Origin of the sequence: uncultured Mailhella sp. (assembly GCF_947631555.1) — a bacterium.
Taxonomy (GTDB): Bacteria; Desulfobacterota; Desulfovibrionia; order Desulfovibrionales; family Desulfovibrionaceae; genus Mailhella.
Map to the genome: position 1 here is coordinate 17,276 of NZ_CANRLT010000027.1, position 13,350 is coordinate 30,625.

The 13,350-nt window shown below is 54.7% G+C and carries 9 protein-coding genes and 1 tRNA gene; 7 read left to right on the top strand and 3 right to left on the bottom strand.

The features are described from left to right. The first annotated feature begins 43 nt into the window (after positions 1-43). The 4 genes from Q0Z94_RS05505 to Q0Z94_RS05520 are packed head-to-tail and all read left to right on the top strand — an operon-like array spanning position 44 to position 4,149. Positions 44-529 carry a CvpA family protein gene (locus tag Q0Z94_RS05505; RefSeq protein ID WP_298068021.1) on the top strand — a complete coding sequence of 162 codons (486 nt, stop codon included), beginning with the start codon at positions 44-46 and terminating at the stop codon, positions 527-529. 39 nt (positions 530-568) lie between these two features. Continuing rightward, positions 569-1,420, top strand: coding sequence for a nucleoside triphosphate pyrophosphohydrolase (mazG, locus tag Q0Z94_RS05510; RefSeq protein ID WP_298068022.1), 852 nt, complete (start codon positions 569-571; stop codon positions 1,418-1,420). A 16-nt stretch (positions 1,421-1,436) separates the two neighbouring features. Then, on the top strand, positions 1,437-2,879 hold the full coding sequence (locus tag Q0Z94_RS05515; protein WP_298068023.1) for a hypothetical protein: 1,443 nt from the start codon (positions 1,437-1,439) through the stop codon (positions 2,877-2,879). A gap of 40 nt (positions 2,880-2,919) precedes the next feature. After that, the gene (locus Q0Z94_RS05520) at positions 2,920-4,149 is read left to right on the top strand and encodes a peptidase U32 family protein (protein ID WP_298068024.1); all 1,230 of its coding nucleotides are present in this window, start codon (positions 2,920-2,922) and stop codon (positions 4,147-4,149) included. Positions 4,150-4,397: 248 nt separating this feature from the next. On the opposite strand, the gene Q0Z94_RS05525 is transcribed toward Q0Z94_RS05520, so the two are convergent. Then, entirely contained in the window at positions 4,398-4,937 is a 540-nt protein-coding gene (locus Q0Z94_RS05525; protein ID WP_298068025.1) for an NADPH-dependent FMN reductase, read from the bottom strand. A 219-nt stretch (positions 4,938-5,156) separates the two neighbouring features. On the opposite strand from Q0Z94_RS05525, the gene Q0Z94_RS05530 reads away from it, so the two are divergent. Further along, positions 5,157-5,232, top strand: a tRNA-Ala gene (locus tag Q0Z94_RS05530). Positions 5,233-5,567: 335 nt separating this feature from the next. Here the strand turns inward: Q0Z94_RS05530 and Q0Z94_RS05535 are convergent. Next, positions 5,568-6,353: a carbon-nitrogen family hydrolase gene (locus Q0Z94_RS05535; protein ID WP_298068026.1), complete on the bottom strand. Its 786-nt coding sequence runs from the start codon at positions 6,351-6,353 to the stop codon at positions 5,568-5,570. 472 nt (positions 6,354-6,825) lie between these two features. Then, positions 6,826-9,474, bottom strand: a complete 2,649-nt coding sequence (gene ppdK / locus Q0Z94_RS05540) for a pyruvate, phosphate dikinase (protein ID WP_298068027.1) — start codon at positions 9,472-9,474, stop codon at positions 6,826-6,828. A gap of 783 nt (positions 9,475-10,257) precedes the next feature. On the opposite strand from ppdK, the gene Q0Z94_RS05545 reads away from it, so the two are divergent. Together Q0Z94_RS05545 and Q0Z94_RS05550 are read left to right on the top strand one after the other, a co-directional pair. Beyond that, positions 10,258-11,046 (top strand): MBL fold metallo-hydrolase, encoded by a 789-nt coding sequence (locus Q0Z94_RS05545; protein ID WP_298068028.1) that lies wholly within the window; start codon positions 10,258-10,260, stop codon positions 11,044-11,046. Between the two features lie 791 nt (positions 11,047-11,837). After that, complete coding sequence (locus tag Q0Z94_RS05550) at positions 11,838-13,244, top strand: glycosyltransferase 61 family protein (protein WP_298068029.1); 1,407 nt, start codon at positions 11,838-11,840, stop codon at positions 13,242-13,244. The last annotated feature ends 106 nt before the right edge of the window (positions 13,245-13,350 follow it).

Consider the following 13,350-nt stretch of genomic DNA (forward strand, 5'->3'; position numbering starts at 1 on the left):
CCGTTCCTCTAAAATACAAAAAATTTTTGGAGATATGGGGCGCATGTTTGAAATCAACCTTTTTGATACGGCGCTGGTCGTCATTCTGCTCTTCTGCACGTTCAAAGGTCTGCTCCGCGGACTGGTACGAGAAGCGGCGGGACTGCTCGGCGTGGCTGCCGGCATACTTCTCGCCCGAACCTTCAGCGACCGTCTGTCGCCGCACTTGGTTGAATACGGCATCTCTTCCGGCTTCGCCCCACTCTTTTCCGCCGCCGTCCTGTTCCTGGCCGGTATTTTCGGTGTGGGCTTTCTGGCGCAGGGCGTGAATAGACTCCTTGAAAACGCCTTCGCCGGAGGCATAAACCGCGTTCTCGGACTCGTCGCCGGCCTGGCAAAGGGCGTCCTCTTTGCCGGGGTTATCGGCTATGTGGCCATCCGCCTTGTGCCGGACGCCAGTATTGTGCAGCAGTCGCAGGTACTTCCACCGCTTATGCAGGTCGTGCAGGCCCTGGCCGGCTCCATCGATCTTCACATTCCCACACTCTAGACTCATCCCAAGCGTCCCACCCTAAATAAGGAAAATGTCATGAAAGAGCAGGAACAGCTCACTCGTTTTATGGATGTCGTCGATCAGCTCATTGATCCTCAGAAAGGCTGCCCCTGGGACAAGGAGCAGACCCCGCTTTCCATGTGCGAGTATCTCATCGAGGAATGCCATGAACTCGTGGACGCTATCCGCTCCCGCAAGCCCGGTCACGCCTGTGACGAAATGGGCGACCTTCTGTTCGTGCTCCTCCTCATAGCCCGCCGCTATGAGCTGGACGGTCAATTCTCCTTGGGGGACGCGCTCAAGATGGGAGCCGACAAGATGGTGCGGCGTCATCCCCATGTTTTTGGCGATACGCAGTGCAGCGGCATCGATGATCTCATGCGCAACTGGGCGGCCATTAAAAAAGCCGAAAAAGAACAGGAACAGGGCGCAGCGCAAGGTGTTCTCGCGTCTGTCCCCACCGGACTCCCTCCCCTAACCAAGGCTTACCGCCTCCACGCCAAGGCCGCAGGCGTCGGCTTTACCTGGGACGAAGATGAAGAGGTGGAACGCCAGGTCGAGGCCGAATGGCTGGAACTGCTGGACGCTCGAGCTTCCGGCAGTGACGCCGCCAAAGAACACGAACTGGGAGACCTGCTCTTTACCCTCGTGGAACTGGGCCGCCGCATGGGCATCAAGGCGGGAGCCGCTGCAGACGCTGCGGCCAACCGTTTCCGCACCCGTTTTGAAGCCATGGAAGCGCTGGCGCTGGCTAAGGGACTGGATTTCAAGGCGCTGAGTCTCGATGAAAAAGACGAACTGTGGAATGAGGTCAAAGCCGCCGAACCCAGAGAAGCTCCAGGTCAGGCCGTGGATTTCGCCGAACCTGTGGACACCCCTGAAGCCTGACGCTGGAATGTCGCCTTTGTCCACAGCGCTTTCCCGCTTCTCACGCCTCTGCAGACAAGTCTGTGTCTGCATTCTCGCCCTCGCCTTTCTTCTCCCTTGCGCCGCCGCAGCCAGAGACACAAAAAATATCTATGCCGGATACCGCACACTGTCTTCCAGTCTGCCCGATCAACGGCTCATGATCCACATGGGCGTCTGGTATCCCACGGGGCGCAAACCGGGCACGGTCAAAGTCGGCGATCTTTCGTTCAGCGCGGCCCGCAACACCCCCATCCTGGAAGGCCCCTGGCCCGTGCTCGTCTTCTCCCACGATGTCACGGGAAACGCTTGGGCACACCATGACCTTGCCGCAACTCTGGCGGCCAGCGGCTTCATCGTTGCCGTCCCCACACACGACCACGATAACGCTGACGATATGAGCCTGTTCTTCTCCGATAGAGAGCTTCCCCTGCGCACTCTGCAGATACGCGCGGCTCTGGATGTCGTTCTCGAACATCCTCAGCTTGGAAAACAGGCGGACACTCAGCGCATAGGCTTCGTTGGCTTTGGAACTCCCGCGCCAGCGGGCCTTCTTCTCGCCGGGGCGACGCTTGTACCCGATGCCTGGCCGCTCTTTTGCGCTGGCTCTGATGCCGCTGCCTCAAGGCAAAATATTCCGGACAGTCTTTCTTCTGAAGCCTCCCGCCGTGAGCAATGCGGAGACTCTTTGCCGTCTCTGCCAAGAGAAGTCTCCCCCGGGCAAAGCGGACTTCCGCCGGCAGACGACAAAGGTCTGAACACCAACCTTTCCACACGCGCCGCCCTGCCAGACACTTCCGCACATCGTGACAGCCCCTGGTGTTCGCCCTTCATTGCCGGACACATGGATACTCTTGTCAGCAATATGGAACGCCGCGCTGCTGAACGCACGGAAAAAACCGTCATGATGCGAAAGGCCACACAGGAAAGAATCCGGCTCTTCAAACGCCTGCGCGATGCCGTGGCCCGCACGCATCAGCGGCAGCTCCGTCAGGCCAGAAGCAATGCGATTCCCGTGCCGCCGGTGGTGCTCCCCCTCCTGCCGCCGCTGTCGCACGACAGGCCTGTGCAGGATCCCCGCTTCCGGGCACTGGTCTTTGTCTCTCCGGGCTTCTCCATGCTATTCGACAAAGAAAGCCTTGCCCCGGTACAGATTCCCACACTGTTCATCGGTGCGGGAAAAGATCTCTGGAACCGGCCTTCTGAACAGGCGGAACGCTTTGTGGATATGCTGGGAAGCCGGGCACAATACCAGCTTCTGCCGGAGGCTGACGGCCCCTCTTTTCAGGCGGAATGTCAGGAGGCCGACCCTCTTTTCCCTCTGGGGGACATCTGCGGTACGGTTACCAGGGAAACACGGGAAAACGTTCACACCCGCCTTGCCGAGATTCTCAAAGACTTTTTCCACTCCTCTCTGAATATGGATACCGCAAAAAATTAACGTACTGCTTGATACATCATCCCAGCACAGGAAACCGGCCATGACGGAACGACTCCACGCACCAGAACTTTTAGCACCCGCAGGAGGCAGGGAACAGCTCGAAGCCGCCATTCTCTATGGTGCTGACGCCGTTTATCTGGGTGGAAGCGAACTTTCCCTCCGCGCAAAATGCGAGGGCTTCGACGGCCCCGCGCTGGAAGAAGCCGTGCGTTATGCCCACAGCGCCGGGGTGCGGGTCTATTACTGCCTCAACGCCCTGCCCTTCGACCGGCATATTCCTGCCGTGGAATCTGTGCTCGAGGGGCTTCCAAACCTCGGGGTTGATGCCCTTATTGCAGCCGATCCAGGGGTCATCCGTCTGGCACTCCGGCGCTGCCCGTCGCTTCCCATCCACCTTTCCACGCAGGCCCATTCGGCCAACGCGCAGGCCGCGGCCTTCTGGAAGGAAGCGGGAATTTCACGCATCAATCTCGCCCGTGAACTGGACAAGGAGGCGGCAAGCGCTCTGATTCATCGCTTCCCCGATCTGGAATTCGAACTTTTTGTTCACGGGGCCATGTGTCTTTCGCTATCCGGGCACTGCCTTATTTCCGCATGGGTCAACAACAGGCCCGCGAATCTTGGCCTGTGTACGCAGCCCTGCCGCTTTGACTATCGGGGCATTGCGCTCACCGTGGAAGAGGCCCTGCGGCATGACGGCCCTTTCCTTGAAATCCGTCAGGGAGAAACCTTCAGCGGCATCTGGGCGCCGCAGGATCTCTGCCTTGTCCGCTGGATACGGGATATTCTTGCCCTCGCCCCTGCGGCTCTGAAGCTGGAGGGACGCACCAAGAGCGGCGGCTATGTGGGGCAGGTGACGGATGTCTATCGAACCGCCATTGATGAGGCAAGTGCGCACCATGCCGTTTCCGCCGGCAGCCTTGTGCGCGAACTTCTGCACAGCGCATCGCGCCCGCTCTGTTCCGGCTTCTTCCTTCCTGAGCGCTTCGTGGAGCCGATCCCGAAGGATTTCCGGCCTCGGCCTGTCGTTGCCCGGCTTCTGGAACCCGCGGGCAGCGGCGCCTGGCGTGTACAGGTGCGCTCCCTGTGGAATGCCCGCGAAGCCGCCTCGCTCCTGCTTCCAGGTATGCGGCGTCCCAGACTTGAAGCCGGTTCCTATACGTTGGAAAACCACCGTGGTGAGCGCGTGGATGAACTGCATCCCGGCACGATGGGCATCCTGCACTGCTGTCTTGACGGTTTACGCCCCGGTCTCTACATCAGGGCCTGAAATCCTTCCGCAAGTTCTCCATACCCGCCAATAAACACAGAAGCTGCCTTTTCAGACACCAAAACTCCCTACTGCCCCATTTGGGAAGACGACGTATCCTTCCAGCCTCAGATTCACTCGGCGCGAAAACAGCGCGTACACGCCCGCGGGCAATTCCATCGGGTGCACTGTCGGAATTTCGCACTCCGCGCCTCGCAGGATACGTGTCTCCTCGCAATCCGTCTGGCCGAAATGCCTGGCGGCGAAGCCTAGCCTATAGCCCGGCAGAGAGTCTCTGCCAGTTCGCGGATGCGGCCGCGCAGCACCTGTCCTTCCGGAGCGGCGGAAACATCGCCGTTTTCTGCAAAGGCCGGAGAGAACGCCTGCGCGAACACTTCCGGCTTGTTCAGCACCCGCAGGTCGAGATAGACGCAGGTCTGCCGCAGATGATACTGAGCACGGGCCGTCCCCATGCCGCCTCCCGCCCCCAGTATGGCCGCAGGCTTTCCGGCGAACAGCGCCCCTGCTTCCCGGGAAACCCAGTCCAGAGCGTTTTTCAGCGCGGGCGCTACAGAATAATTGTACTCCGGACAGGCAAGAAGGAAGGCGTCCGCGCTCTTCACCTGCTCAATGAGTGTAATCGCGGCCTGGGGCTTGGCTCTGTCTTCGGCGAACAAGGGCAGTTCGGAAATATCTGCAATAACCAGCGTGTATCCGGCGGGCATTTCTTCCCGTGCACAGCGCAGAAGCCCCATGTTGCGGGAAGCTTTGCGGAGACTGCCGCAGATACCAAGAATCGTAAAACTCATCGTGTCAAACTCCTTCGGGCTGATGTGTCTTTCTGAAGGCATACTACGCGCATCGCCCGAAAAACGCCACGTTTTCCTGCCTGGTCCCGAACATTATCCCTGCAGTGATGATGTTCAAACCTGGCTTCACGGCAACGGAAATAAGCTCCAGACGCAGAAAGAGACTTGACATCGCCGCGCCTCTCACCTAAAGTCCCCCTCGATGGATACCACCATTTTGGGGATGTAGCTCAGCTGGGAGAGCATTGCCTTCGCAAGGCAGGGGTCGAGAGTTCAAATCTCTTCATCTCCACCAGAATTTCAAGGTCAGGCTTCGCACCTGACCTTTTTTGGTTAATGGCTCAACCCGACTGGAGTTTTCATCTTTCCTTCGTTATGGGTTATGTCCCGTACCTTCAGGCTGGAAGCAGCCCCACGCGCTCCGAAGGACGGGACATCAGAAATCGGAAATTCTGATGAGAGAGCCTCCAAAGCTCAGGCGTAACGCTCTGAAAGGCTTTGCCGCCTCAATGGCTGGTTGCTCAGAAAGCCTGTTTTGCAAGGCTTCTCCGGCCACAGATGTCCTTTGAAACTCACCTTGTGGCGGATGCCAAGCCACATCCATCCCCACAGGCATATCGGACAGACACATCAATAAACTTCGGGAACTCGGTCTCGAAATATCTGTATGCGCTCGCGCGTCCGGCGTACCAGCGCAGGGTCGAGTTCAGCGTGGAGAATGGCTTCTTCCCTCCCCGCTCGCTGGAGGACAGCACCGTCAGGCGCAATGATGAGCGACGTTCCGCCGAACTCTTCGCCCTCGGTGACGCCGCAGCGGTTGCAGGCAACAACGTACATCTGATTTTCAATGGCACGGGCACGGAGCAGTATTTCCCAATGTTCTCTGCGCGCCAGCGGCCATTCCGCGCTGAGGAACAGCACTTCTGCTCCTTCCACAGCAAGTTTGCGCACGAGTTCGCAAAAACGGAGGTCGTAGCAGATGATCAGCCCGCAAAGAAAATCCGGCGTCCTGAACAGAAGCGGTTTTCTGCCCCGGGCAAGATACCTGTCTTCCTCCATGAGCCGGAAAAGATGGATCTTGTCATAGCCCGCCGCATAACGGCCTTCGCTGTCTATGATTTGGGCGCGGTTGGTCACCTGTCCATCGCTGTTCAGGGACAGGACGGAACCACCGATGAAGGAAACGTGATGCTCACGGGCCAGCTCTCCCAGGAAGGCGGCATCTGTACGGCCGCCCGGAGAGGCAAGCGCGCCCTTTTCACTCAAGGCGTAGCCAGTGGACCAAAGCTCGGGAAGCACCAGAACCTCTGGCCGAGGGGATGCTTGCATGGCCTCGGCAACCATACGCCGGATCGTGGCATGATTAGCCTCGCGGTCACCTTTCACAACATCCATCTGCAAGACGCTGACACGCATATTCGTTTCCCCCCTTGCCGCCTTCAAGGAAAAGTCTGCTCACGCCGGAGCCTTGACGCCCTTCCTGCGTGCTTTTGGCAAAACCTGCCTCCGCTGCAGAAAACATACCTCCGATATAAAACAAGGTTCGTCCCTTGCCAATATTCAACGGGCCTCCCCAGGAAGTTTTTACCCGCCCTGGAAAGCACGCAGGAAGGGAAATGACCTTTTCTCTGTTCAGGTGTGCAAGAAAATGGGCGGGAGGGGATAAATTTCTTTCAAGGTCATTGGTCTCTTCCTGTCCCAGAATGCTTTCAGGTCTTTTCCGAATAGTTCAACTGATTATTGAACTTTTCGCGTATTCGGTTCCGCACGGCCATACCTGCCGATAGTTAAACAAAAGCCTCCGAGGAAGGAAGCGGCCCTTCCCCGGAGGGGTTATTCAATCTCCGCTGTGCCGCAGGTTACGGCAGCAGCGTGTTGCTCCAACTGGCTACTTTCCCTCTCTGGGGTACTTCAAAGCAGCCTGCGCCGCGGCCAGGCGCGCGATCGGGATACGGTAGGGAGAGCAGCTCACCAGATCCAGTCCGATCTGATGGCAGAACTCCACGGAACTCGGATCGCCGCCATGTTCGCCGCAGATGCCGAACATGAGACCGGGACGAGTCTTGCGGCCTTCTTCGATGGCAATCTGCATCAGACGGCCCACGCCCTTGCGATCCAGTACGGCGAAGGGGTTCTCCTTCAGGATATGCTGCTGGAGATACGCAGGCAGGAACTTGCCTTCCGCATCGTCGCGGCTGAAGCCGAAGCAGGTCTGGGTGAGGTCGTTGGTGCCGAAGCTGAAGAATTCCGCGGATTCGGCAATCTCACCCGCCAGCAGCGCAGCGCGGGGAAGCTCAATCATGCTGCCGCACATATAGGAGAAGGTGGCCTTGCGCTCTTCCATGCACTCCTTGGCAATGCGGTCGCAGCGTTCCTTGAGCATTTCCATTTCGGCCTTGCTCATGGTCAGCGGGATTTCGACTTCCGGCAGCACCTTGTATCCTTCGAGAGTCAGACGGGCGGCAGCGTTGAAGATGGCGCGCATCTGCATTTCGTAGACTTCGGGATAGGTGATGCCGAGACGGCAGCCACGGTGTCCAAGCATGGGGTTGACTTCGTGCAGACGCGCCACCAGTTCGAGGAGACGCTCCTTCTCTTCCAGAGCCTTCGGATCATTGCCGCGCACACGCAGTTCCGCCGTTTCCACCAGAAGTTTCTGGAGGCTGGGCAGGAATTCATGCAGCGGAGGATCGAGCAGGCGGACGCAGACAGGCAGACCTTCCATCGCCTTAAAGATGCCGTAGAAATCTTCTTCCTGCATCTTCTCCAGAGGACGCAGGGCGGCAATGCGCTCTTCGGTGTTGGAAGCCAGGATCATCTGCTGGACGTGCGGCAGTCTTTCCTGAGCCATGAACATATGTTCGGTACGGGTCAGACCGATGCCTTCCGCACCGAAGGCCCGCGACTTTTCGGCGTCTTCGGGGGTGTCGGCGTTGGCCCTGACCTTCAGGGTGCGCACTTCATCGGCCCAGGTCAGAATAGTCTTGTATTCTTCGGAGAGTTCAGGGTCCTTCAGCGGAACCACACCCAGAATGACGCGGCCGGTGGTACCGTCGATGGAGATGGAGTCGCCCTTCTTCACCACAACATCACCCACTGAGAACTGCTGCTGCGCGTAATCGACCTTGATGGCCTCGCAGCCGCACACGCAGGGCTTGCCCATGCCGCGGGTCACGACGGCCGCATGGCTGGTCATACCGCCGCGGCTGGTCAGGATACCCTGAGACTGAACGATACCGTGGATGTCGTCAGGCGTGGTCTCCACACGAACCAGAATGACCTTGGCGCCCGTGCGGCCCAGATGCTCGGCTTCATTGGCGTCGAAAACAACGGAACCGGAAGCCGCACCCGGAGAGGCCGGAAGACCGGAAGCCAGCACTGGCACTTTGGCGGAGGTGTCAAGCTGGCGGTGCAGAACGTGGGAAAGATGTTCGGGATCAATGCGCAGCAGCGCTTCCTTCTTGTCGATGAGGCCTTCCGCCACCATGTCGCAGGCGATCTTGAGCGCCGCCTGGGCCGTGCGCTTGCCGTTACGGGTCTGGAGAATATAGAGCTTGCCCCTTTCGATGGTCAGCTCGATATCCTGCATGTCGTGGTAATGATCTTCGAGCTTTTTCGCGATAGCGCGGAACTGCTTGTCGATATCGGGCATTTCCTCGGCCATGCGGTCGATGGGATGAGGTGTGCGCACACCGGCCACCACGTCTTCACCCTGAGCGTTGAGCAGGTATTCGCCGTACAGCTTGTTTTCACCGGTGGACGGGTTTCTGGAGAACGCCACGCCGCTGCCGGAATTGTTGCCCATGTTGCCGAAGACCATGGACTGGATGTTGACGGCCGTACCCAGATTGTGATCGATCTTGTTCAGATTGCGATAGACAATGGCGCGGTGGTTGTTCCAGGAACGGAACACGGCTTCAATGGCGAGGATGAGCTGTTCGTTCACATCGTCCGGGAAGTCCTTTCCGAGCTCTTTCTTATAAAGCTCCTTGCTCCGTTCGATGACGATCTGCATTGATTCGACGCTGAGTTCCTGATCCAGCTTGACGCCCTGCGCTGTCTTCCGCTCCTGAAGAATCTCCTCGAATTTCTCCTTGGAAATCCCCATGACCACGTCAGAGAACATCTGGATGAAACGTCTGTAGGTATCGCAGGCAAACCACAGATTGTTCGTCAGTTTGGCAATGGCCTTGAAGGTGACGGGATTCAGGCCGAGGTTCAGGATGGTGTCCATCATGCCGGGCATGGAGAAAACAGCGCCCGAGCGAACGGAAACCAGCAGAGGGTTGTCGGGATCGCCGAAGCGCTTGCCGGTTTTCGCTTCAACTTCGCGCAGATTGCGCATGACTTCATCAACCAGGCCTTCGGGCAGCTTTGCGCCGCTCTTGTAATAATCCCGGCAGGCGTCCGTCGAGATCGTCAGACCGAACGGTACCGGCAGGCCGATGTTCGTCATTTCCGCCAGGTTGGCGCCCTTGCCACCCAGCAGACTTCTCATCTGCGCATTCCCTTCATTGAACAGATACACATACCGCATGAAAGTACTCCTTGTGGCTAAGAAGATAACAGCTCTTGCCGGTAAAATACAAAACTCGGGCAGTCCGGTCAACAGATAAATGTTTCAATCCGCAGCAGCGTTCTTCCGGCTGGCGCTGCTGCCGACAAGATGGCGGGGATGCAGATTGTCCATCCCTGAGGGGAAAGGCTGCGGAAAAGGATTCCATCGGCTTCGTCGTCTTGTTCAGTACTCTTTTCCTTCTGAAGATGAAATGGTTCAACCATTAGGGAACTTGTGATAAAAATTCCACAGTGCCGCTCTCCGAAACTTTCCTGTTCCCGGCTGATCGTGCAGCCCTTCTCTCTCCTCCTCCCCGCCCGAAAACTGAAATCTGCCTTTGACGCCCTTCCGTCTTCGGACACAAAGAAAGGAGGCAAAACAGGAAAGATCGGAATCTCCTGAGTGTACACCGTTCACGGTTGACAGCCTTCCGGCTGTCGTTCTATATCATTTAAAGACAAAAGAGTTCGAAAACTGCCGCTTTGCGGGCGTCAGCGGCGCCCGGCAATGCCGTGGCACTCGGCAGATGCACGGAACCAGGCAGCGGCAAGGCTTCGGGGACGAACAACTTGCTTTCACTCTTCCGTATTGCTCAAGTATTGACTTCCTTTCGGCTTTTGGGAGGGGAAGTTTCCAACTCTACCCCACCGATGCTCACATCCTTAAAAGAAAGGGCCACAGAACAGACTTACCCTGGGCTCACCGACTTATCAGCAATCTTTCCCCAGACGGGAACCCCTTCAAACCGTGGAGAAATAGTTCATGAAGATACAGCAAATCAGAAACGCCACCCTGCGTATTGAATACGCCGGAAAAACCTTTCTTACCGACCCCTGGCTGACGGACAAGGGCGGGATGGGCACCTTTCGCGCCCGTGCAGGACTGTTCCGCTGCGAACCGGAAAAGCTGGACATCCCCATGCCCATGTGCGGACTGCCCCTGCCTCGTGAACAGGTGCTGGAAGGCGTCGATGCCTATATCTGCACCCATGTACATCCGGATCACATCGACATGGCGGCTGACGGCACCATCGGCGCCTCTCTTGACAAGAACACCCCGGTGTTCGTGCAGAGCATGGAAGACGCTCATGCCTTCGTGCGCTCCGGCTTCAAGGAAGTGACCGTACTCTATGAGAACAGCCGGCTGAACGATATTCATCTCGTCAAGGTTCCGGCGCGGCACGGCACAAAAATTCCCTGCGGCCCGGCCTGCGGTGTCATTCTGCACCATCCTTGCGAAAAGACGCTGTATATCGCGGGTGATACCATCTGGTATGACGCCGTGGCCAGAACCCTGCGTACGTGGCATCCCAGTGTTGTCATTGTGAATGCCTGCGCCGCCGTGCTGCTGGACGAAGGACGCCTTATCATGGATGACGCGGACGTGGAAGAGGTGGTCAGAACAAGTGACGGTGCAAAAGTCATTGTCAGCCATATGGACAACGTGGCCCATGCCACCATTTCACGGGCGGAAATGAAAAAACGCCTGACGGCCCGCGGTATCTGGGAGAATGTCGTTATGCCTGACGACGGCGAGAGTTTGAACTTCTGACGCACCTCCGCGCCTGCACATCGCAAAAGCCTCTGTCAGGCCAGAACCGGCAACTGACTCCCCTCCTCTCCACACCCGTACACGATACCGCAGAATGCGCCCCGAAATGCCTGCAAAAGCGTTTCGGGGCGTTTTCTGTAAGGGACAAAACAGACTTGGAATTATTTCAGCATGTTGAAAATAGATAAACACAAATGAAAGCACCGAAAAATAAACCGTATCCCTGCAAAATCTGTGTTAATACTCGCCGAAATGCCGTTTATTCATGCCCCTCCAGCCCGACCAGTCAAGCAAGGCTGCACAGACCTACAAGACGGGGTAGGACTGTATCCGTCTGAAGGATGGATAGTCAAACCAAACAAAAAAAATATAAACAGGGAAGCGTTATAGCTATAAAATATGTAACTAACAGATGAACTGTCAATGAGTTGTTGAAAATACTATATATGAGAATGGTCTTGAATGCAATACGAGCAGTGTTCAAAAACGATGTTTCTAAAGTGATGTTGAATACTTAATTATTTGAAATTTATAAATTTTTTCTATAGCCGCAAAAATGAAGGAACGCTTGTTTTTTAATAAAAATCTTATAAATTTAGTATGTTATAAATATTTCAAACTCAAAACAAAAAATACGTTCCTTAACCTGCGTTTTCAAAAGAACTCATTGACAGTTCATCTGTCAATTTGCTTTTGAGCTTATGTCTCGTCCTGTGCCTCACCCTCAAGAGACTCTGACGCAGACATTAATTAACCAACCAAAAACATTTTATTTTCACAAGGTGAGCACGATGAGCTTTGATATTGAGAACAGACTTTTTGTGTACGATGAGGAAAAATGGAAAACGCTCCTCAATAAAAACTATGAACTGGAAGCCCCTACGGTTACCGAAGTTGACAACGGCATAGTGCTGCCGCTTAGACCTGCTCAAAAAGGCCCAAATCGTTTCGCGGGTGGAGTCTGTGATAAAAAATTTAACTTTATCGCGGGTGGACATTTCGTCTATCATGATAACTCCTCGCCTTCAGCCTGCTCAAGATCATACATACCTTCAGAACCTGTTCATATTCGTCATGAAACAGTTGTCTTCGGTGGAATATTACACAATATTTTCGCAATTACACTGTCAAATGATCTGAGCAGGCTTTGGTATCTTGCAGATCATCCTGAAATACCCTATAAATTTATATTTATTGAAGATAGACTTTGGGGTAAATTTACATTTTTCAATATTTTAGAAGCTGCCGGACTGCCAAAGGATAGAATAGAAATTATTGAATATCCTACACAATTTGATAAAGTTATCGTGCCAGATCAAACATTTTACTTTTTTTCGAACTATAGAATTGGTGTGGATAAAATATTTAATTATATGCGATCGTTGGTAAAGCCCGGACCCTATAAAAAAGTCTATCTTTCACGCTCAGCACTCAAAAGCAAACGGGAAATAACCTTTAATGAAGAATATTTCGAAAATTTTTATAAGAAACGCGGGTATGAAATCGTCCACCCGGAGCAGCTTCCTTTCACCGAACAGCTTTCCATCATGGCAGGAGCGGATGAAGTAGTTGCAACCGATGGTTCACTACCCCTTCTTGCACAATTCTGTAAACCAGAAACAAAAGTTGTTATTTTACTTCGTGCATTTCAATATGTTTCTCAAACACCTATAGCTGTATCAAGTACTATTAAAAATTGCTGGATCGTTGATGTACACTTCAACTTTTTACCCGCAACACTGGATGTCGGTGCCGAACTTGTGGGGCCGACTTCATGCTGGAGGCGATATCTGGAACATGAACATATTCCTCATACCACTGAAGAAGTCTCTGAAGAGATCCATATTAAACCTGTACTTTATGACTATATACGTTTGTGGGGAGAAACCGCAAAGGATATCAAAATATTTGGAAGTGATCATTGGTTTTGCCTGAAAAATTATACTCTCATTGACATATTAGATTGGACAAACATGATTTTTTGCGGAAACAAAATTGACAGATCTCTCTATCCAGACCGCAACTATGTCGTGTGGCTAAGACAGGAAAATCAACGCTTAAGTCAGGAATATCAATTATTAAATAAAGAAAATCAAAGACTTGCAACAAAGCTTAATCGGATGCTTCATCGGCGTCTCAAAAGACAGCTTCGTAAGTTAAAAGACTGGATAAAAAATCTGATAAAGAAAAAACACTAGATATGGACACGTTACTCGCCCTCATGCATAGCTGGATCCAGGATGACAGCCGCGTGAACTCGCTCGCGGAGCTGTCATCCTGGATTGCGCGCTGCAACGCTGTGAC

What these genes read in the sequence shown, in the direction of transcription:
- Q0Z94_RS05520 (WP_298068024.1), top strand. Translation starts at nt 2,920, where the DNA reads ATGACGGAACGACTCCACGCACCAGAACTTTTAGCACCCGCAGGAGGC.
- Q0Z94_RS05525 (WP_298068025.1), bottom strand. Translation starts at nt 4,937, where the DNA reads ATGAGTTTTACGATTCTTGGTATCTGCGGCAGTCTCCGCAAAGCTTCC.
- Q0Z94_RS05545 (WP_298068028.1), top strand. Translation starts at nt 10,258, where the DNA reads ATGAAGATACAGCAAATCAGAAACGCCACCCTGCGTATTGAATACGCC.
- Q0Z94_RS05550 (WP_298068029.1), top strand. Translation starts at nt 11,838, where the DNA reads ATGAGCTTTGATATTGAGAACAGACTTTTTGTGTACGATGAGGAAAAA.
- Q0Z94_RS05505 (WP_298068021.1), top strand. Translation starts at nt 44, where the DNA reads ATGTTTGAAATCAACCTTTTTGATACGGCGCTGGTCGTCATTCTGCTC.
- mazG (WP_298068022.1), top strand. Translation starts at nt 569, where the DNA reads ATGAAAGAGCAGGAACAGCTCACTCGTTTTATGGATGTCGTCGATCAG.
- Q0Z94_RS05535 (WP_298068026.1), bottom strand. Translation starts at nt 6,353, where the DNA reads ATGCGTGTCAGCGTCTTGCAGATGGATGTTGTGAAAGGTGACCGCGAG.
- ppdK (WP_298068027.1), bottom strand. Translation starts at nt 9,474, where the DNA reads ATGCGGTATGTGTATCTGTTCAATGAAGGGAATGCGCAGATGAGAAGT.